This window comes from Streptomonospora sp. PA3 (assembly GCF_009728995.1).
Taxonomy (GTDB): domain Bacteria; phylum Actinomycetota; class Actinomycetes; order Streptosporangiales; family Streptosporangiaceae; genus Streptomonospora.
This window is the reverse complement of sequence record NZ_VTZW01000015.1, coordinates 256,686-276,375: the sequence shown is the minus strand read 5'-3', so window position 1 is coordinate 276,375 and position 19,690 is coordinate 256,686. Positions and strand designations below refer to the sequence as shown.

General features: G+C 73.6%; 18 protein-coding genes and 3 tRNA genes. 16 read left to right on the top strand and 5 right to left on the bottom strand.

From position 1 onward, the window contains the following. The first annotated feature begins 6 nt into the window (after positions 1–6). From gltX to FZ103_RS16170, 4 genes are all read left to right on the top strand, one after another. Positions 7–1,506 (top strand): glutamate--tRNA ligase, encoded by a 1,500-nt coding sequence (gltX, locus tag FZ103_RS16185; RefSeq protein WP_186356384.1) that lies wholly within the window; start codon positions 7–9, stop codon positions 1,504–1,506. Positions 1,507–1,770: 264 nt separating this feature from the next. Continuing rightward, a tRNA-Gln gene (locus FZ103_RS16180) sits at positions 1,771–1,845 on the top strand. 42 nt (positions 1,846–1,887) lie between these two features. Continuing rightward, a tRNA-Glu gene (locus tag FZ103_RS16175) sits at positions 1,888–1,960 on the top strand. Positions 1,961–2,053: 93 nt separating this feature from the next. Further along, positions 2,054–2,129: transfer RNA gene (locus FZ103_RS16170), tRNA-Glu, on the top strand. 78 nt (positions 2,130–2,207) lie between these two features. On the opposite strand, the gene FZ103_RS16165 is transcribed toward FZ103_RS16170, so the two are convergent. After that, entirely contained in the window at positions 2,208–2,870 is a 663-nt protein-coding gene (locus FZ103_RS16165) for a MerR family transcriptional regulator (RefSeq protein WP_156002312.1), read from the bottom strand. Positions 2,871–2,957: 87 nt separating this feature from the next. On the opposite strand from FZ103_RS16165, the gene FZ103_RS16160 reads away from it, so the two are divergent. From FZ103_RS16160 to FZ103_RS16145, 4 genes are all read left to right on the top strand, one after another. Beyond that, positions 2,958–4,025, top strand: coding sequence for a redoxin domain-containing protein (locus FZ103_RS16160; protein ID WP_156002311.1), 1,068 nt, complete (start codon positions 2,958–2,960; stop codon positions 4,023–4,025). Beyond that, complete coding sequence (locus tag FZ103_RS16155; protein ID WP_222936769.1) at positions 4,022–4,618, top strand: DUF4188 domain-containing protein; 597 nt, start codon at positions 4,022–4,024, stop codon at positions 4,616–4,618. The genes FZ103_RS16160 and FZ103_RS16155 overlap by 4 nt, the downstream gene beginning before the upstream one ends. 182 nt (positions 4,619–4,800) lie before the next feature. Continuing rightward, a complete protein-coding gene (locus tag FZ103_RS16150; RefSeq protein ID WP_186356383.1) occupies positions 4,801–5,547 on the top strand; it encodes an SGNH/GDSL hydrolase family protein in 747 nt (248 codons plus the stop codon). 65 nt (positions 5,548–5,612) lie between these two features. Continuing rightward, complete coding sequence (locus FZ103_RS16145) at positions 5,613–6,791, top strand: sorbosone dehydrogenase family protein (protein ID WP_156002309.1); 1,179 nt, start codon at positions 5,613–5,615, stop codon at positions 6,789–6,791. Between the two features lie 25 nt (positions 6,792–6,816). Here FZ103_RS16145 and FZ103_RS16140 read toward each other — a convergent pair whose 3' ends face one another. Next, positions 6,817–7,506: an IclR family transcriptional regulator gene (locus tag FZ103_RS16140; RefSeq protein WP_156002402.1), complete on the bottom strand. Its 690-nt coding sequence runs from the start codon at positions 7,504–7,506 to the stop codon at positions 6,817–6,819. Between the two features lie 216 nt (positions 7,507–7,722). Between FZ103_RS16140 and leuC the strand changes: the two genes are divergently transcribed. The 3 genes from leuC to FZ103_RS16120 all read left to right on the top strand — a co-directional run bounded on the left by leuC (position 7,723) and on the right by FZ103_RS16120 (position 10,325). Further along, positions 7,723–9,120: a 3-isopropylmalate dehydratase large subunit gene (gene leuC / locus FZ103_RS16135; protein ID WP_156002308.1), complete on the top strand. Its 1,398-nt coding sequence runs from the start codon at positions 7,723–7,725 to the stop codon at positions 9,118–9,120. A 39-nt stretch (positions 9,121–9,159) separates the two neighbouring features. Continuing rightward, positions 9,160–9,750, top strand: a complete 591-nt coding sequence (gene leuD / locus FZ103_RS16130) for a 3-isopropylmalate dehydratase small subunit (protein ID WP_156002307.1) — start codon at positions 9,160–9,162, stop codon at positions 9,748–9,750. Between the two features lie 296 nt (positions 9,751–10,046). Then, positions 10,047–10,325 carry an HU family DNA-binding protein gene (locus FZ103_RS16120; protein WP_156002305.1) on the top strand — a complete coding sequence of 93 codons (279 nt, stop codon included), beginning with the start codon at positions 10,047–10,049 and terminating at the stop codon, positions 10,323–10,325. 178 nt (positions 10,326–10,503) lie between these two features. Here FZ103_RS16120 and cofC read toward each other — a convergent pair whose 3' ends face one another. Then, positions 10,504–11,151, bottom strand: coding sequence for a 2-phospho-L-lactate guanylyltransferase (gene cofC / locus FZ103_RS16115; RefSeq protein ID WP_156002304.1), 648 nt, complete (start codon positions 11,149–11,151; stop codon positions 10,504–10,506). Between the two features lie 283 nt (positions 11,152–11,434). Here cofC and FZ103_RS16110 point away from each other — a divergent pair, with 283 nt between their 5' ends. The 4 genes from FZ103_RS16110 (at position 11,435) to FZ103_RS16095 (ending at position 15,931) form a co-directional block, all read left to right on the top strand. Further along, positions 11,435–12,331 carry a lysophospholipid acyltransferase family protein gene (locus tag FZ103_RS16110; RefSeq protein ID WP_186356381.1) on the top strand — a complete coding sequence of 299 codons (897 nt, stop codon included), beginning with the start codon at positions 11,435–11,437 and terminating at the stop codon, positions 12,329–12,331. A 32-nt stretch (positions 12,332–12,363) separates the two neighbouring features. Beyond that, on the top strand, positions 12,364–13,374 hold the full coding sequence (locus tag FZ103_RS16105) for an NAD(P)H-dependent glycerol-3-phosphate dehydrogenase (protein ID WP_156002303.1): 1,011 nt from the start codon (positions 12,364–12,366) through the stop codon (positions 13,372–13,374). Between the two features lie 108 nt (positions 13,375–13,482). Next, entirely contained in the window at positions 13,483–14,694 is a 1,212-nt protein-coding gene (locus tag FZ103_RS16100; RefSeq protein ID WP_156002302.1) for a PLP-dependent aspartate aminotransferase family protein, read from the top strand. A gap of 124 nt (positions 14,695–14,818) precedes the next feature. Further along, positions 14,819–15,931, top strand: a complete 1,113-nt coding sequence (locus tag FZ103_RS16095) for a D-alanine--D-alanine ligase family protein (RefSeq protein ID WP_156002301.1) — start codon at positions 14,819–14,821, stop codon at positions 15,929–15,931. 287 nt (positions 15,932–16,218) lie between these two features. Here FZ103_RS16095 and FZ103_RS26080 read toward each other — a convergent pair whose 3' ends face one another. Continuing rightward, positions 16,219–17,538, bottom strand: a complete 1,320-nt coding sequence (locus tag FZ103_RS26080) for a lytic polysaccharide monooxygenase (RefSeq protein ID WP_343233562.1) — start codon at positions 17,536–17,538, stop codon at positions 16,219–16,221. A gap of 335 nt (positions 17,539–17,873) precedes the next feature. Next, the gene (locus FZ103_RS16085; RefSeq protein WP_186356380.1) at positions 17,874–18,770 is read right to left on the bottom strand and encodes an EI24 domain-containing protein; all 897 of its coding nucleotides are present in this window, start codon (positions 18,768–18,770) and stop codon (positions 17,874–17,876) included. A 262-nt stretch (positions 18,771–19,032) separates the two neighbouring features. Here FZ103_RS16085 and FZ103_RS16080 point away from each other — a divergent pair, with 262 nt between their 5' ends. Then, on the top strand, positions 19,033–19,662 hold the full coding sequence (locus FZ103_RS16080; RefSeq protein WP_156002300.1) for a YdeI family protein: 630 nt from the start codon (positions 19,033–19,035) through the stop codon (positions 19,660–19,662). The last annotated feature ends 28 nt before the right edge of the window (positions 19,663–19,690 follow it).

The following is a 19,690-nucleotide window of genomic DNA, read 5'->3' as shown; positions in this document are numbered from 1 at the left end:
GGGGGTGTGACTGAGAATCCGATTCGCGTGCGCTTCGCGCCCTCTCCGACGGGGATGTTCCATGTCGGCGGGGCGCGGTCTGCGCTGTTCAACTGGGCGCTGGCCCGCCAGCAGGACGAGGGGCGGTTCGTGCTGCGCATCGAGGACACCGATGCCGCGCGCAACAAGCCGGAGTGGACCGAGGGGATCATCCAGGCGCTGGCCTGGTTGGGTATCAGCGCCTCCGATCCGCACTTCGAGGGGCCCTACTTCCAGTCGGACTACGCCGGCAAGCACCGCGAGAGCGCCGAGCAGCTCTACAAGCAGGGGCGCGCCTACTACTGCGACTGCACCCGCGAGCAGGTCCAGGCCCGGCGCGACAACCCCAACCTGGGCTATGACGGCTTCTGCCGCGACCGCGGGCTGGAGCCCGGGCCCGGGCGGGCGCTGCGGTTCCGGGTGCCCGAGGGCGGGCCCACGGTGGTCGACGATGCGATCCGCGGCCGGGTGGAGTTCGACCACGCCTCCATCGAGGACTTCGTCATCGCCCGCGCCGACGGCTCCCCGCTGTTCGTGCTGGCCAATGTGGCCGACGACATCGAGATGGGCATCAACCAGGTGATCCGCGGCGAGGAGCACCTGTCCAACACTCCCAAGCAGCAGCTGCTGTGGGAGGCGCTGGGCCACACCCCGCCGGGATGGGCGCATCTGCCGGTGATCGTCAACGAGAAGCGGCAGAAGCTGTCCAAGCGCCGCGACAAGGTGGCCCTGGAGTCCTACCAGCAGGAGGGCTACCTGCCCGAGGCGATGGTCAACTACCTGATGCTGCTGGGCTGGGCGCCGGGCGATGACCGGGAGATCATGCCGTGGGCGGAGATGGAGCCGCTGTTCGCCGTCTCCGACGTCAACAGCTCCAGTGCGTTCTTCGACGAGAAGAAGCTGCGGGCCTTCAACGGCGAGTACATCCGGGGCTTGAGTGTCGAGGAGTTCGTCCGGCGCTGCCGGCCGTGGCTGGACCCGGAGGTGGCGCCGTGGTCGGAGGAGAACTACGACGAGGACGTCTTCCGCGCGGTGGCCCCGCTGGCCCAGAGTCGGGTGGCGGTGCTTGGCGAGATCGTGCCCAACGTCGACTTCCTCTTCCTGGACGAGCCGGTCGACGACCCCAAGAGCTGGTCCAAGGCGATGAAGCCCGAGACCGCCGCGCCGATGCTGGCCGCCGCGCGCGAGCGGCTGGCCGATCCCTCGCTGGACTGGGAGCCCGACGCGCTGCGCGCCGAGCTTGAGGCCGCGGGCTTCGATCTCGGGCTCAAGCTCGGCAAGGCCCAGGCCCCGGTGCGCGTCGCGGTCACCGGGCGCACCGTCGGGCTGCCGCTGTTCGAGTCGCTGGAGCTGCTGGGCCGCGAGCGCACGCTGCTGCGCATCGAGGCGGCCCAGGAGCGGCTGCGGGCCGAGCAGGGGGGTGTGGCGCCGGCGGAGGCCGACGCCGTCCCCGACAGCGGGCCCGAGGGCACGGCGGCGACGGAGTAGCCCGCGCCCGCGCCCGGCCGGGCGCGGGCGGTCACGCGGGGCCGTGCCGAACCGCCCCGGCGGAGCCGCACGGCCCCGCGCCCCTGCGCGCGGACGCCCGTGTCCGCGCGCGAGCACGCTCGCGTCCGGTCCCCGCGCTGCGTGGGCCGTGCCACCGTCCGCCGGTCCGATTCCGGTTCGCGAGCACTCCGGATGTCCGCTAGAGTATTGCCTGCGCCGAGGGGGAGCGGGACCGGCGAACGGGAACCCGCCCACCAAGAGCACTGGGGTATGGTGTAATCGGCAGCACGACTGATTCTGGTTCAGTTAGTCTAGGTTCGAGTCCTGGTACCCCAGCCATGGCATCCGCTGAGCGGAAGCCGTGACGCAGACGCGAAACAGGCCCCCGTCGTCTAGTGGCCTAGGACGCCGCCCTCTCAAGGCGGTAACGGCGGTTCGAATCCGCTCGGGGGTACGCACAGGGAGAAGCTCCCGTCCAGCGGGGGCTTTTTTACTGCGATCGGCGGACCACGTCCGCCGCGCGGGACCACCCGGTCCCGCACCCGGCGCCCCTGTCGTCTAGTGGCCTAGGACGCCGCCCTCTCAAGGCGGTAACGGCGGTTCGAATCCGCTCAGGGGTACCAGCGCACACGACGGCCTCCGCCCGCGGGCGGAGGCCGTCGTCGTCTGCGGCCCGGCGCCCCGGCCCGGCCGCCCCGAACTCAGCCCTCCCCGTGCGCGCCCGCGCCGTCTGCGCCGCAACCGAAGCGGCGCGCGGACTCGTCCTCCTGGGCGAGCCGGCGCAGCGCCGAGAGTGCCTGCTCCATCAGCGCCGACATGGTCACCGCCTGCTGCACGTTCTCCTCGCGCGAAGCGCCGGGATCGATGCAGTCCATGTCCCACTCGGCGGCCTGGTGCGCCGCGGCGGCGTAGCCCCGCAGCATCTGCGCCGACGGCGGCCGGCCGAGCCGCTCCATGGCCGCGACCGCGCGCGTGAGCTGGCCGCGCGCGGGCGAACCCGGGCCGACGCGCCACTCCAGCTCGGCAAGCAGCTCGGCGGTGCGGCGCTGCGCCCGCTCCCAGTCGGGGTCGTCGGCGGGTGCCTCGGTCGGCGGGGTGAAGGCGTACTGGGCGACGCCGAGCAGCGTGTGCAGGTCGATGTCGGGCTTGTCGACCGCCTCCAGGACGGCCCGGATCCGGCTCAGCGGCACCTCGGCCACCTCCGCCAGCGCCCGCACCAGCCGCAGCCGCTTGAGGTGCTCCTCGGTGTACTCCGCCTGGGTGGCCGAGACCGCTTCGCCCTTGGGCAGCAGGTTCTCGCGCAGGTAGTACTTGATCGTCGCCACCGGAACGCCGCTGCGCCGGCTCAGCTCCGAAATCCGCATCAGTGCTCGTTTCCCCCTTGCCGGTTCAATTGGATAGTACTACTCTCCAAGTTAGAGAGTTGCACTATCTAATCCTTGGGAGGCGGCATGCGCTACACGGTCCTCGCCGGCGGCGGCTCAGAGGTGCTGGACGCCGAACCCGAACCGGCGCCGCCCGGTCCCGCGGACGAGCGGCGCCTGCTCGCGCCGCTGGATGCCCCGGTGCTCGGCTGGGAGCGCCGCCCGCACGGCTGGTGCCGGGGCGACGCCTGCATCCCGGCCGCCGCCGTCGCCGGCATCGAGCACGACGGCCGCATCGACGTCGGCGCATTCGCCGAGCTGCAGGGGAGCCTGGCGGTCGCCGACCACGAGAACGGGCTGCTGGCCGTGATGCCGCTGCCCGACACCCGCCCCCGCGGCGGCGCGGCGCCCGACTTCGCGCTGCGCGGTCCCGACGGGGCCCTCCACCGGCTCAGCGACTACCGCGGCCGCAAGGTCGCCCTGGTGATGTGGGCCTCCTGGTGCGGCTGCCGCTACGACCTGCCCGCCTGGGAGGAGCGCCACCGCGAGCTGTCCCCGCACGGGCTGACCGTGATCAGCGTCGCCCTGGACCGCGCGGTCGAGGACGCACGTCCCTGGATCGACGAGGCCGTGCCCGCCCACCCGGCCCTCGTCGACACCGAAGGGGAGGTCGCCGCCCTCTACGACGTCGTCAACGTGCCCACCGCGGTGTGGATCGACGAGCGCGGACGCGTGGCCCGGCCGCAGGACAGCCAGGTCGCCACCGACCTGTTCCAGTCGATGAACGGACTCAGCGCGGAGGCGTCGCTGCGCGCCCTGCGCCGCTGGGTCCGCGAAGGCGACACCGGGCTGCCCGCAGGCGGGGCCGCCCCCGGCTTCCGCGCGCCCACCGCCGAGGGCCAGCGCGCCCGCGCCCACGCGCGCATCGCCGTCGAGCTGCACCGGCGCGGCGACGCCGCCGCGGCCGAGAACCACTATCGCCGCGCCGCCGAACTCGCCCCGCACGATGTCACCGTCCGCCGCGGCCTGATGGGGCTGCGCGGAGAGGACCCCTTCGGCGACGCCTACTTCGCCCTGCGCGAGGAGCTCGGCGCCGCGGGGATCCCCGTCTACCGGCCGCTTCCCACCGACGCTTCCGCAGAAGCGGAGGTGTGACCACCGTGTCCGACAGCCCGATTCCGCGCCTGACCACCGAACCCCGCGACAGCCTGACCGTCTTCCTGCTGGGCGCGCGCGTCAACGCGCTGCTCCGGCCGCGCCGCTGGATGTGGGTCGGCGCCGCCTTCCGGCGGATGGCCGCCGAACTCGAAGCCGACCCCGGACTGGGCATGCTGCACTCACGTACGCTGCCGAGCATGCGCGGCGTCACCGTCATCCAGTACTGGGAGTCCACCGAGGCGCTGCTGAGCTACGCCCAGGGCCCGACCCACAGCTCCGCCTGGCGGCGCTTCTACCGCCAGGGCGGCGACGCTGTGGGGCTCTGGCACGAGACCTTCGAGGTCGGGCTGCCGCAGGCGGGCGCCGCGGCCGGGCGGTCTCCGGAAGAGTCCGCGCCGACTCAGCGCGGCTACGAGGCGATCTACGCCAACGTGCCGGCTCTGGGCCTGGGCAGGGCGCTGGGCACCCGCCCCGTCGGCCGCGGCACCCAGCGCGCCCTCGACCGCCTCGCCCTGCGCCGCGCACGCGCGCGCACCCGGGCGGCCGAGCCCGCGGGCGAGGACGGTCCGACCCGAGCCCCGAACCCGTGAGAGCAGCGGCGGCCGAGGCCGCGCTCCGGGCCGCGCAAGCGCTGGTGTGGGCGTCGGCACCCGTCCTGCTCGTGCAGGGCCGGCGGGTGCGCCGGCGGACTCCGGTGCTGCCGCCGGCGCGGGGCGAGTGCGGCCGCGCTCCCGCGCCTCCCGCCGTAAGTCCAGGAGTCGGAGGAAGGGCCGTGGCGCCGGCCCCCGGATCCGGTGCGGACTCCGGGCCCGCAGCGAGGCAGGGCCGCGCCGAGCCGGGCGCCCCGCTGCACCTGCTCGTGCTGGGCGACTCCACGGCCGCCGGTGTCGGGGTATCGGCGCAGGAAGATGCCCTGGCCGGCCACCTCGCCGCCGGGCTGGCCCGGGAGTGCGGGCGCGAGGTCGCCTGGCGCGTCGTCGCCCGCTCGGGCGCAGACGCCCGCACGGTCGTGGCCGAGCTGCTGCCGGCGGCCGCCGGAGCCGTCGACTCCGCAGGCGTCCGCGGTGTCGGCGGCTCCGGGGAGCCGCCGCGCCCGGACCTCGCCGTGGTCCTGATCGGGGTCAACGACGTCAAGGCCATGACCGGCCGGGGCGCCTTCCACCGCGCCGTCACCGCGATCGCCGCGGGCGCGGGGGAGCGGTGGCAGGCGCCGGCGGTCTTCGGCGCGGTGCCGCGCATGGACCTGTTCCCGGCGCTGCCCCGGCCGCTGGGGCCGCTGCTCGGGCTGCGCTCGCGCCACCTCGACGCCGCGATGCGCGCGGCCCTGCGCTCCCAGCCGCACGCGGTCCGCGCACCCTTTCCCGCCGGCGCCGTCGGCCGGCCCGGTTTCTTCGCCGCCGACGGCTTCCACCCGGGAGAACGCGGGTACCGGATCTGGGCGCGGCACCTCCTACCGGTGTGCCTGGACGCCCTCCGGAAGAGCGCCGCCGAGCCGGACGGCGCCCGCCCCACCGCCTGACGCGCGCCCGTCCGCGCTCACCAGCGCGACGTTCGATCGGCGCGCCGGGCGGGCAGTATCGCCCCATGCAGCACTCCCAGCAAGGCCCGCGCCGAGCCCGGCGCGGGCGGTCGCGTACCGGATCCTGTGTCGCCGCGGCCGTTCTCGCCGCCACGGCCTGCACCGGCGGTACGGGGGGCGGAGGCGACGGCCAGTCGCCCACGGCAGGCGAGACGACCGGCCAGACCGCCACGCAACCGGTCTCGCCCGGCGAGCCCGAGACCGTGGCCACCGGGCTGGAGGTCCCCTGGGCGATCGCGGTGCTGCCCGGCGGCGGAGCGCTGATCTCCGAACGCGACTCCGGGCGGATCCTGCACATGAGTCCCGAGGGCGAGACCGCCGAGGTCGGCACGGTCGAGGACGCGCGGGCCCAAGGCGAGGGCGGCCTGCTGGGTATAACCGTGCGGCCGGGCGAGGAGCGTCCCGGCGAGCTGTTCGCCTACTTCACCACCGACTCCGGCAACCGCATCGCCCGCTTCGCCCTCGACCACTCCGGCGACGGCCCGCCCTCGCTCGGCGGATCGGAGGTCCTGGTCGAGGGCATCCCCAGCGCCGCCTTCCACAACGGCGGCAGGCTCGCCTTCGGCCCGGACGGCATGCTGTACGCCACCACCGGCGACGCCGGCGACGGCTCCCGCTCCCAGGACACCGACAGCCTCGGCGGCAAGATCCTGCGCATGACCCCCGAGGGGGAGCCGGCCGAAGGCAACCCGTTCGGCAACCTCGTCTACAGCTACGGCCACCGCAACGTCCAGGGCATCGCCTGGGACGCCGACGGCACCCTCTTCGCCACGGAGTTCGGCCAGAACCGCTACGACGAGATCAACGTGATCGAGCCCGGCGGCAACTACGGCTGGCCCCAGGTCGAGGGCGTCGGCGGCGAGGACGCCCCCGACGAGCTCATCGACCCGGTCATCACCTGGAGCACCGACGAGGCCTCGCCCAGCGGCGCGGCGATCGCCGGGAACTCGCTGTGGGTGGCGGCCCTGCGCGGCGAGCGCATCTGGCGGGTCCCGCTCACCGGAAGCGGGGACGACCCGGTCGGCGAGCCCGAGGCCCTGTTCACCGGCGAATACGGCCGCCTGCGCGCCATCACGGAGGTCCCCGGAGGAGGCGACCTGCTGGTCAGCACCAGCAACCGCGACGGCCGCGGCGAGCCCGCCGCCGAGGACGACCGCATCCTGCGCATCCCGCTGGAGGGTTGACCGCCCCCCGGCGCCGGAGCGGGCGTCAGCCCACCGGGGCGTCCTGGCTGTGCAGGGCCTCGTTGATCTTCTCGGCCGCCGAGGTGACGGCCTGGGCGTGCAGGCGGCCCGGCGCGCGGGTGAGGCGTTCCAGGGGGCCCGAGACCGAGACGGCGGCGATCACCCGGCCGCCGGGGCCGGAGACGGGGGCCGACACCGAGGCGACGCCCTGCTCGCGTTCGCCGACGCTCTGGGCCCAGCGGCGGCGGCGCACCTGGGCCAGGGTGTTGCCGGTGAACTTGGCGCTGACCAGGACGCGGCGTATCCGCTCGCTGTCCTCCCAGGCCAGCAGCACCTGGGCGGCCGAGCCGGCGCTCATCGGCAGCTCGCTGCCCACCGGGACCGTGTCGCGCAGCCCGCTGGTGCGCTCGGCGGCGGCCACGCACACGCGCACATCGCCCTGGCGGCGGTAGAGCTGGGCGCTTTCGCCGGTGAGGTCGCGCAGCTGCACCAGTACCGGGGAGGCGACCGCCAGCAGCCGGTCCTCGCCGGTGGCGATGGACAACTCGCCCAGACGCGGCCCCAGGACGAACCTGCCCTGGCTGTCGCGGGTCACCATGCGGTGGCGCTCCAAGGCGACGGCGAGCCGGTGCGCGGTGGGGCGGGCCAGTCCGGTGATCCGTACCAGCTGGGCCAGGGATGCGGGGCCCGATTCCAGGGCGTCGAGCACCGACATCGTCTTATCGAGCACACCGACACCGCTGGATGAGCTAGAGTTGTCCATGGCTTGATATTGCCGTCTCGCCATTTGGAATGCAAATCGTCCGACGTGCTGCGTTCCGCCGCACGGCCCGGTGCGGGCGACCGACCGCCGGCGCTGCGGCGGCCTGCGGCGGCGAGAAGGCCCCTCCAGGCAACCGACGCAGTGACGAGACGCGAGGAGGCGTCGCACATGGCTCGCACGATGGCCGAGAAGGTCTGGGAGGAGCACGTCGTCCGGCGTGCCGACGGAGAGCCCGACCTGCTCTACATCGACCTGCACCTCGTCCACGAGGTCACCAGTCCGCAGGCGTTCGAAGGGCTCCGGCTGGCCGGTCGGCGGGTGCGGCGGCCCGACCTCACCATCGCCACCGAGGACCACAACGTCCCCACCGAGAACATCCTGGGGCCGATCGCCGACAAGGTCTCGCGCACCCAGATCGAGACGCTGCGCAAGAACGCATCGGACTTCGGCGTCCGGCTGTTCCCCATGGGCGACCTCGACCAGGGCATCGTGCACGTCGTCGGCCCGCAGCTGGGCCTGACCCAGCCCGGCATGACCGTGGTCTGCGGCGACAGCCACACCAGCACCCACGGCGCCTTCGGCGCGCTGGCCTTCGGCATCGGCACCAGCCAGGTCGAGCACGTGCTGGCCACCCAGACCCTGCCGATGGCCCCGTTCAAGACGATGGCCGTCACCGTCGACGGCTCGCTGCCTCCCGGCGTGACCGCCAAGGACATCATCCTCGCCGTCATCGCCGAGATCGGCACCGGCGGCGGGCAGGGCCACGTCATCGAGTACCGCGGCCAGGCCATCCGGGAGCTGTCCATGGAGGCCCGGATGACCATCTGCAACATGTCCATCGAGGCCGGCGCCCGCGCCGGGATGATCGCGCCCGACGAGACCACCTTCGACTACGTCAAGGGCCGCCCGCACGCGCCCGAGGGCGCCGAGTGGGACGCCGCCGTCGAGCACTGGAAGAGCCTGCGCACCGACGAGGGCGCGGTCTTCGACAAGGAGGTCGTGCTCGACGCCGACCGGCTGAGCCCGTTCGTGACCTGGGGGACCAACCCCGGCCAGGGCGCGCCGCTGGACAGCGCCGTCCCCGACCCCGCGGACTTCGACGACCCCGCCGAGCGCGCCGCGGCCGAGAAGGCGCTGGCCTACATGGACCTCGCCGCCGGCACCCCCCTGCGCGACGTCCGGGTCGACACCGTCTTCCTCGGCTCCTGCACCAACGGCCGCATCGAGGACCTGCGCGCCGCCGCCGAGATCATCAAGGGCCGCAAGGTCGCCGACGGCGTGCGGATGCTGGTCGTCCCCGGCTCGATGCGTGTCAAGGAGCAGGCCAACGCCGAGGGCCTGGGGGAGGTCTTCACCGCCGCCGGCGCGGAGTGGCGCGAGGCCGGCTGCTCGATGTGCCTGGGCATGAACCCCGACCAACTGCAGCCGGGCGAGCGCAGCGCCTCCACCTCCAACCGCAACTTCGAGGGCCGCCAGGGCAAGGGGGGCCGCACCCACCTCGTCTCGCCGCTGGTCGCCGCGGCGACCGCCGTCCGGGGCACCCTCTCCTCGCCCGCCGACCTGTAGCCCACCCACCGACCCAGGCACGAAAGAGCAGAAGCCGACATGGAGAAGTTCACCGTCCACTCCGGCAGCGCCGTGCCGCTGCGTTACAGCAACGTGGACACCGACCAGATCATCCCCGCCGTCTACCTCAAGCGGGTCGCCCGCACCGGGTTCGAGGACGGCCTCTTCGCCGCGTGGCGGGCCAACGACCCCGAGTTCGTGCTGAACAAGCCGGAGTTCGCCGGCGGCAGCGTCCTCATCGCCGGCACCGACTTCGGCACCGGCTCCTCCCGCGAGCACGCGGTCTGGGCCCTGCAGGACTACGGGTTCAAGGCCGTGCTGGCGCCGCGCTTCGGCGACATCTTCCGCGGCAACGCCCTCAAGGGCGGGCTGCTGGCCGTCGTCCTGCCGTACGAGGTCATCGAGCGGCTGTGGGAGGCGGTCGAGGCCGACCCGGCCACGGAGGTGACCGTCGACCTCCAGGAGCGCGAGGTGCGCGCGGCCGGCGTCGTCCAGCCGTTCGAGCTCGACGACTACACCCGCTGGCGGCTGATGGAGGGCCTGGACGACATCGCGCTCACGCTGCGTCACACCGACGACATCGACGCGTTCGAGAAGCGGCGCCACACATGGCTTCCGGTCACCCAGTAGACGGCGAATCCCCGGAATTTTACCTTGATTTGGCGCAGCGGCTGCGCGAGGCGCACCGCCGCGCCAACGCACTGCCGCCGGATGCCCGGATTCCCGTCATACGTAGGCTTTTGGGCATCACGGAAGGGGTCAAAAGGGATCCCGTCCGGGCCTCCGAGCGGCTCGATCAGGTGCTCCAGACCCTCCCTCTGCAGGTCGAAGACCCTCCGACACGCTGAATTCAGGGGCGTTTGTGTTTGTGTCCAGGGCCTGCTGTCCCCTAATTTCGTGCGAGCAAGGGGGAACCGGAGGAACCAATGAACAAGCGTGACCTGATCGACGCGATCTCTGACCGTATGGGCGACAAGAAGACCGCCACCGAAGCCGTCAACGCGGTACTGGACACGATCCAGTCGACCGTCGCCTCTGGCGAAAAGGTCGCCGTGACCGGCTTCGGCGTCTTCGAGAGGGGCGAACGGGCCGCTCGCGAGGCCCGCAACCCGGCGACCGGGGCGACCATCAACGTCCCGGCCAGCTACGTGCCGAAGTTCCGCCCGGGCTCCGACTTCAAGGCCCTGGTGAACGGCGAGAAATGACCCCCGGCGCAGCCGAGGGCTGAGACTCACGCGCGCCCGGGTCCCCCGAGAGGACCCGGGCGTTCGTGTGTCCGCACCCGGCCGGGCGGCGCACAGCGCCTCGGCCGGCGGGAGTGTGCCGGGCAGGCGGCGGCCCGTGCGCGGTTCCGATGCCGAGCGGCCCGCCGGGGACCGCCGCTCACCACCCCGCCCGCGCCAGCAGCTTGGCCGTATGCGGCCCCACGCCCAGCCGGGCGGCCTCGTGCAGGTCGGCGGGTGTGTCGACGTCGCGCCGCACGCTCGGCGCGGCCGAGCCGTCCAGCTCGGCGGCGCCGCTCGCCAGGTGCCGATCGCGCGAGGCGCCCTCGAACGCCGGCGCGAAGTGTGCGCCGGCCCGCGCGGCATACAGCGTGGTGCCGATCCCGGGGGCGTCGCGGAGGAACGAGCGCTCGGCGGCCTGCGCCTGAGCGAGGACGCCGTCCAACTCGCCCGGGCGCAGCGCGGGCAGGTCCGCCGACAGCGCGCAGCGCCCCCATGACGGCCGGGCGCCCGCCGCCGCGGCGGCGCCGTGCTCCAGCGCGGGGTTCAGCCCGGTCCCCGGCTCACCGCCGACCACCCGCGCGCCCAGCGCGCCCAGCGCGGAGGCGGCGCGCGCGTCCTCGGTCACCACGAAGACCGCACCCACCCGCTCGGCGGCCAGCGCCGCCATCACCGTGTCGCAGGCCACCGCGAGGGCGAGCTCGGGGCGCGGCAGTCCAGGCGCACCCGACAGCCGGGACTTGGCCTGCGCCAACCGCTTGACCGGGACCACCAGCGACCAGAGCCTGTCCTGCTCCAGCGGCGCCATCGCCCCTCCTCGACTCGCTCACCCCTGCGCCCCCGACGGCTGCGCAGGCAGGTTATGCCGCCGCGGGCACCGGCGGCGCGCGGCGCGCACGGCCGGGCGCATCCTCCGCCGCCCACGCCCGAAGCAGCGCGGTGCGGCCGCGGCCGCACCGTCCGCCCGCCGGGTGCAACGGGCGCGACATGGGGGATCTTCCCGGACGCCTAGACTGGACCGGCCGCATGCGGCCGCCGGTCACCGCCGGGCCCGGCGCGCAGCGGCGAGGCAGGTCGAATCGGAGGAGTCCGTGGCACAGCAACGCGAATCGCGGTGGGTCAAGGCGGTCGTGGCCGCCATCGTGCGCCCGATCATGGCGGCCGTCACCAAGCGGGAGTGGCAGGGCCAGGAGAACATCCCGCCCGAAGGCGGCGTCATCATCGCCGCCAACCACCTGTCGATGGCCGATCCGCTGACCATCTCGCACTACCTCTACATCGGCGGCCGCCGCTGGCCCACCTTCACCGCCAAGGACGCCGTCTTCCGCATCCCCGTGGTGGGCGCCGTGGCCCGCAGCACCGGCCAGATCCCGGTCAAGCGCGGCAGCACCGACGCGATCAAGGCGCTGGAGGAGGCCGAGACCGCCCTCACCCGCGACGGCGCCTCGGTGATCTTCTACCCCGAGGGCACCTGCACCCGCGACCCCGACCTGTGGCCGATGGCCGCGCGCACCGGCGTCGCCCGCCTCGCGCTGCGCACCGGCGTGCCCGTCGTCCCGCTGGCGCACTGGGGCGAGCAGCACCTGCTGCGCTACGGCACCGCCAAGCTGCGGCCCTTCCCGCGCAAGCGCGTGCAGATGATCGCCGGCCCGCCGGTGGACCTTTCGGCCTACCGCGACAAGCCGCTCACCTCCACCGTGCTCAAGGAGGCCACCGCCGAGATCATGCGGGCCATCACCGACCTGCAGGCCGGACTGCGCGGCGAGGTGCCGCCCGCCGAGCCCTACGACATGAAGAAGGCCCGCCAGGCCGCCCCCGGCGGCTCCGGGCCGCCCGAGGTCGCCGCGGCCGACGAGGGCTCCGCCGCAGACCCCGCCGCCGCCGGCACGGCGGGCGATACGGAGGCCCACGGCGGCGGCCGCGCCCCGACCGCGCCCGACGGCGCGGGCGAGCACGGCTCCGGCAGCGAGGGGACGCCCCGCACGTGAGCGGGAGCGCGACACGACGGGGGGAGGAGCGCATGACCAAGGTCGCGGTGATGGGCGGCGGTTCCTGGGGGACCGCGTTCGCCAACGTGGTGGCCGACGCCGGCGCCGCCGAGGTCGTCGTGGCCGGGCGGCGCCCCGAGATCGTCGATGCCATCAACCAGCGCCACGAGAACCCCGACTACTTCCCCGGCATCCCCTTGAACCCGGCCATGGCGGCCACCACCGACCCCGCCAAGGCGCTGCACGCCGCGGACTTCGTCGTGCTGGCCGTGCCCTCGCAGACCCTGCGCGACAACCTCGCCGCCTGGCGCGGGCACATCGAGCCCGGCGCCGTCCTCGTCAGCTTGATGAAGGGCATCGAACTGGGCACCTGCCGGAGGATGAGCGAGGTCGTCACGGAGGTCCTCGACGTGCCCGCCGAGCAGGTGGCGGTCGTCTCGGGCCCCAACCTCGCCCGCGAGATCGCCGAACGCCAGCCCGCCACCGCCGTGATGGCCTGCCCGCACGAGCCCACCGCCGTGCGGCTGCAGCACATCTGCAAGTCGGCCTACTTCCGGCCCTACACCGCCACCGACCTGGTCGGCGTCGAGCTGGGCGGCGCGGTCAAGAACGTGATCGCCCTGGCCGTGGGTGTCGCGGTCGGGATGGGATTCGGCGACAACGCCAAGGCCTCCCTCATCACCCGCGGCCTGGCCGAGACCGTGCGCCTGGCCGTGTCGCTGGGCGCCGACGAGCACACCCTCGCCGGGCTCGCCGGGCTCGGCGACCTGGTGGCCACCTGCGGGTCGCCGCTGTCGCGCAACCGCACCTTCGGCGAGAAGCTCGGCTCCGGCATGACGGTCGACGAGGTGATCGCCCAGACCCGGCAGACCGCCGAAGGCGTGAAGTCCTCGGAGTCGGTGCTGGAGCTGGCCCGGCGCGCAGGGGTCGAGATGCCCATCACCGAGTCGGTCGTCGCGATGATGCACCACGACCTCTCGCCCGCCGAGGCGCTCGCGGCGTTCATGTCGCGCACGGCCAAACCCGAGCGCTACGGCATCTGAGGCCGCGCCCCTGCGGGCGCCGCCCCTGACGCGGGCGCCCGCGCGCCCGGATCCGCCGGCGAGCCGCCGGACCACCGCACACCGCCGATCACCGAAAGCCGCCACACGATGCACCAGCACGGGGAGAACACGCGCGCCCTCGGCCTGCCCGCCCCGCCCGCCCCACCGCAGCCCCCGCTGCGCGCACCCGTCCACCGCAGCACCACCTACGAGTTCGCCTCCTCGCAGGACTACGCCGACGTGCTCGCCGGCGAGGCGCCCGGCTACTCCTACGCGCGCATCGACAACCCCACCGCCACCGGATTCGCCGCGGCGATGGCGGCGCTGGAGGGGGCCGGCTGCGACCGCGAGGTGCACGGCGAGGCCTTCGCCTCGGGCATGGGCGCCGTCAGCACCACGCTTCTGGCCCTGACCCGCGCCGGCGCGCACGTCGTCGCCTCGCGCTCCATCTACGGCAACACCTACTCGCTGCTGGACGGCCTGCTGCGCCGGTTCGGGGTCGAGACCGACTTCGTCGACATCACCGACACCGCCGCCGTGCGCGCGGCCCTCCGCCCCGAGACCGCGGTGGTCTTCACCGAGACCCTGTCCAACCCCACCATGACCGTCTCCGACCTGCCCGCGCTGGCGGCCGTCGCCGAGGAGGCCGGAGCCGTCCTGGTCGTCGACTCCACGTTCGCGACCCCCGCGGTGTGCCGCCCGCTGGAGCACGGCGCCGGAATCGTCCTGCACTCGGCCACCAAGTACATCGGCGGGCACAGCGACGCCACCGGCGGCGTCGCGGTCGGCGACGCCGATCTCATGGCCGCGGTGCGCTCCGCCCGCATCGACCTGGGCCCCTGCCTCGCGCCGGACGAGGCCTTCCTGCTGCACCGCGGCCTGGAGACGCTGCCGCTGCGGGTCGCCCGCCAGTGCGAGACCGCCGCCGCCTTCGCCGCGGCGGTGGCCCAGCACCCGGCCGTGGAGCGGGTGGACTACCCCGGACTGCCCGGCCACCCCGGGCACGACCTCGCCGACCGCCTCTTCGACGCCGGGCGCCGCGGCGCCGTGGTGACCGTGACCCCGCGCGGCGGCCGGGAGGCGGGAACGGCCTTCGCCGACGCGCTGCGCACGATCAGGATCGCGGCGTCGCTGGGCGGCACCCACACGCTGGCCGGCCACGTCGGCTCGACCACCCATCGGCAGATGAGCGACGCGGCGCTGCGTGCCGCAGGCATCGGCCCCGCGGCGGTACGGTTCTCCATCGGACTGGAAGACGCGGGCGACCTCGTCGCCGATGCGCTGGCCGCCCTGGACGCCTGCGGCGGCGGTACGCGGTGAGCCGGCGCCGCGGCGGCGCGCCGGGCGGCGGACCGGGGTGCCGGCACACGACAACGGAATGAACCGGGGCAGCCGGAACCGAGCGGTTCCGGAGCCCGACGAGCGCGAGATAGGGTCAGGCAGCATGGCCGAGCAGCGTAGAATCCGGGTCGCCGTGATATTCGGCGGACGCAGCCCCGAGCACGAGATCTCCTGTGTCACCGCGGGGGGCGTGATCTCGGCGATCGACAGCGAGCAGTACGAAGTCGTGCCCATCGGGATCGCCCGCGACGGCTCCTGGGTGCTGTACTCGGCCGACCCCGCGCAACTCGCGATCGTCGACGGCCGGCTGCCCGAGGTCGACGCCTCCGGCCCCCGGCTGGCGGTGCCCTTCAGCGGCGCCGCCGACCTCCTCGTCGACGAAGGCGACGGGCCGCGGCGGCTGGGCGGGTTCGACGTGGTGCTGCCGCTGCTGCACGGCCCCCTCGGCGAGGACGGCACCATCCAGGGTCTGTTCGAGATGATGGACGCCCGCTACGCGGGTGCGGGCGTGTTCGCCAGTGCCGCCTCGATGGACAAGGTCTTCATGAAGACCCTGTTCACCGGGCACCAGATCCCCACCGGCAGCTACGTGGCCGTGCCCGACCGGGCCTGGCGCGGTGAGCGCAAGCGCGTCCTGGACGACATCGCCGAGCTGGGCGGGACGGTGTTCGTCAAGCCCGCGCGCGGTGGAAGCAGCGTGGGCATCAGCAAGGTGGCCGACTCGGCGGACACCGACGCCGTCACCGCCGCCGTGGAGCAGGCGCGCCGGCACGACCCCAAGGTCATCGTGGAGGCGGCGGTCGCCGGGCGCGAGGTCGAGTGCGGGGTGCTGGAGTCGGTCGACGGCGGGGCCCCCGACGTCTCGCTGCCCGCCGAGATCCACGTCGCCGACGGGTTCGACTTCTACGACTTCGAGGCCAAGTACCTCTCCACGAGCAGTCTGACCATCCCGGCCGAGCTGCCCTCGGAGGTCATCGCCGAGATCCGCCGCGAGGCCGCGCGCACCTTCGAGGCGCTGGGCTGCGAAGGGCTCGCCCGGGTCGACTTCTTCTACGGCGACGACGGGCGCGTCTACGTCAACGAGATCAACACGATGCCGGGGTTCACGCCCTCGTCGGCGTTCCCGCAGATGTGGGCGGCGACGGGGCTGGACTACCCGGCGCTGGTCGAGCGGATGATCCAAACGGCCCTGCGCCGCGCCCCCGGCCTGCGCTAGCAGTCCATCCTCCCCTGTAGCGCCGATCTTGTACCTGCGGTCATTGTGAGCGATCACGAGTGACCACAGGTACGAGATCAGCGCCGGGGGTGACGGGCACCGCCGCCGGACATGCGTGAGGGCGGGAAGGCGGCCCGCTGTGCTCGGGTCCGGCCTTTCCGCCCCGGAGGAGGAAGAGGGGCGGGAAGGCGGTGCCCCGACGCACGTCCGCCTTCCCGCCCGGGTGAATCCCGTGACCGGGCCCTGCCGCCCCCGGTCGCGGGATTATCGGGGTTGGTTCATGAGGCTCAGGACGTGGCGCAGGTGGCGCCGTTCATCTCGAACGCGGTCGGCTCGACGGCGGCGCCGCTGCTCTCGGCGTTGAAGCCGAAGGACACCGATCCGCCGGCTGCCACGCTGCCGTTCCAGCTCTTGTTGGAGGCGGTCACCTGAGTGCCCTGCTGCTCGAACTCCGCCGACCAGCCGTTGGTGACGCTGGAGCCGTCGGTGAAGTCCCAGCTGACCGACCAGTCGCTGATCGCCGAGCCGCCGGCGTTGGTCAGCGCGACGTTGGCGGTGTAGCCGCCGGACCACTCGTTGGCGATGCTGTAGTCCACGGTGCACTCGCCGCTGCCGCCTCCGCCGGTATCGCCGCCGGCGGTGGTCACCGTCACCTCCGGTGAGGGTGAGGACGCGTTGCCCGCGGCGTCGAAGGCGACCACGTGGAGGTTGTAGGAGGTCTCGGCCTGCAGGCCGCTGACCGTGGCCGAAGTGGACCCGGAGGTCTGTGCCACGACTTCGCCCGTCGCGGCGTCGCGGACCTCGTAGCGCGCCACGCCCACGTTGTCGGATGCGGCGCTCCAGCTCAGCTCGGCCGAGTCGGCGGTGACCGAGTCGGCGCTGGGCGCACCGGGCGCGGTGGGCGCCTGGGTGTCCTCGGTGCCGCCGCCACCGCCGTCGCCGCCGAAGACCACGTCGGAGCAGTTGTAGAAGGCCTCGGGGCTGTCCGAGCGCTGCCAGATCGAGTAGATGATGTGGCGGCCGCTCTTGTTGGGCAGTTGGGCCTGCCAGTAGTACTCGGCGCCCTCGACGCCGCCCTCGCGCATCGGCGGGTTGGTGACCTCGTCGAAGGGCACCTCTTCGAGGTCGTCCCAGCCCAGCGGCTGACTGGGGTCCCAGCCGTCCTTGGTGATGTACTGCGTGAACGTGCCGGGGTGGGCCGCCCAGGCGTTGTGCTCGAAGGTGACGGTGGCACCGGCCTGAACCTCGGTGGCGGGCCAGTTGCCGGGCGCGTTGAAGGCGTCGAAGTTCTCGGTGGGGCCGCAGAGCTTGCCGTCGGGGATGATCTCGCGGTGCCGGCCGCCGGCGTCGCTGATCAGGTTGCCGAACCAGTTCCAGAAGCCGTAGGAGTTCTCCGCGAGGGCCTGCTGGCACATGGGGTTCTGCGGATTGAGGCTGCCGCCGCTGCCGTTTTCGATGCCGTCTTTGTAGCAGGCGTAGGTCCGCGTGGCGGGGAAGGTGAATCCACCGTGGGCGGCGGCCGGCTCCGTGGGCAGCGCCACGGCGAAGCCGGCGGCGAGGGTCGCGGCCCCGCCGATCATGGCGATTCTGCGTGCAAGGTTCACCATTGCACTCCTCTTTGGTGCGGTTGCCTCCGTGGCCGCGCGAGAGGCGACCGGGGAGGCGGATGGGGGATGTCGAGGACGGGGAATGGGGTCGACGCTCCGGGGCGTCTGGTCGGGGGATGGACGTTCGGGGTTTCTTGTGCGGTTGGGAGCGCTCCCAGATTTTGGGAGCGCTCCCAACTTGCGCCAGACTAACCCAGAGGCGTTCCTAGCGTGGCCCGAGTCACAGGATTTCGCAACCTCGGGTAATAAAGACGTAACCATCAAGCCACATAGGCAGTGGCGGTAGGGGCATGCGAGAGGGAGCCCGGACGGCCGCCGACCGCCCGCGGCGTGCCTCAGCGCGTCGGCGGCGGGTAGCCGGGCGGCGGCCCCTGGGGAGGGCCGGGGACCGGGCCGGGACCGGGGTGCGCAGGCGGACCGGGATGGGCGCTCGGAGCGCTGGGCGGAAGGTAGCTCGCTCCGGGCCGGTGCCGCGGCGGGGCGGACTCCAGCAGGCGGCGGGCGAGGACCGTGCCGCCCGCGGTGGCCGCGGGGAACACCACGATCGCCAGGAACGGGATGGCCAGCAGCAGGTAGCTGGGGATGCCGAAGCCGAACACCAGCATCCGGCGCCGCCCCATCGCCGAGCGCCGGTCCTTGACGCGGCGCAGCCCGCGCCGGTCGAAGGCCGCGCCGAGCAGCTCGATCGTGAGCATCCAGCCGCCGAACATCGCCGACACCACCGGGATCACCGTCTGGCCCACCAGGGGGATGAACCCGCCGATGAACAGGGGAACCGTGACCAGCGCCGAGACCAGGATGAGTCCCAGCGACTGGCGCACCGACCTGGTCACCGAAGCCATGACCGACTCCTCGGCCTCCGGCGGGGCGTCGCCGAGCTCGTCCTCGACCATCTCGGCGATCTTGTCGTAGAGCGGAAAGCCCAGGGCCAGCGTCAGCCCGGTGAAGGCGACGACCATCACCAGCACGGCCGCGGCCACGACCATCACGCCCGCCGCCACGCGCACCGCGGTCTGCGCCCCGGAGGACCACCCGTCGGCGAAGGGGGTCAGCCACGCGGACAGGCCGTCGATGTTGAACAGCAGCGCCACCAGGGCGGCCGCGAACAGCAGCGACGTGATCAGCGGCGGGATGATGCCGATCCCGAACAGCCGGGGGTTGCGGACGACCATGCCGGCGCCCTGGAACAGGATGCCGACACCGGAGAAGAAATCGCGGACGGGAGTGCTCACGGCGGACGACAATAGTGCGTTTTCACCCGCCGCCGCACCTCGCACCGGAACCGCCGCGGGATGCGCCGCCACCTGCCGGCGGGGCGGGGACCGGTGAGCCCCGGACCCGGCGCCGCCGCCCGCTCGCGCTTCGCCGGCGGCGTCCCGGCGGCCGGAGGGCTTCGGAGGTCTCCGGCGCACACTGTTGGAATGTCACCGGTCCGGGGCAGACTTGCCGGTACACCGCCCGGGTCCCGCACCTTCGGAAGGCAGAAGGCAGACCATGACCGACCGCCCTCTCGTGTTCGCCACCGCCGAGGACTTCGCGGCATGGCTGGACGAACACCACCGCAGCGCCGACCACGTCTGGCTGGCCCTACCCAAGAAGGGCACGCCGGCGCCTTCCGTCACCCGTTCCGAGGCCCTGGACCTCGCCCTGTGCTACGGCTGGATCGACGGCCAGGCCGGCGCGGCGGAGGATTCCCCCGATGGATGGTGGGCGCAGCGCTTCTCGCCGCGGCGGCCCCGGAGCGTGTGGTCGCGGATCAACCGCGACAGGGCCGAGGAGCTGATCCGCGCCGGCCGGATGCGGCCTGCGGGGCTGCAGGAGGTCGAGCGGGCCAAGGCCGACGGGCGGTGGGACGCCGCCTATGAACCGCCGAGCACGGCGCGCGTGCCCGACGACCTGCAGCAGGCGCTCGACGCCGACCCGGCGGCCGCGAGCGCCTTCGCCGGCCTCGACCGGGCCGGCCGGTTCACCATCCTGTACGCGCTGCAGCGGGCCAAGCGGCCCGAGACCCGGGCGCGAAAGATCGCGGAGTACGTTGCCCGCCTGGCGGCCGGCGATCCGCCCCGCCCACCGCAGCGGCGGGGACGGCCGCGCGCGGGCGGCGGGCCGACCGCGGCCCGGTGAGCGGTCGGGGCCCGACCGGAGCCCGGCA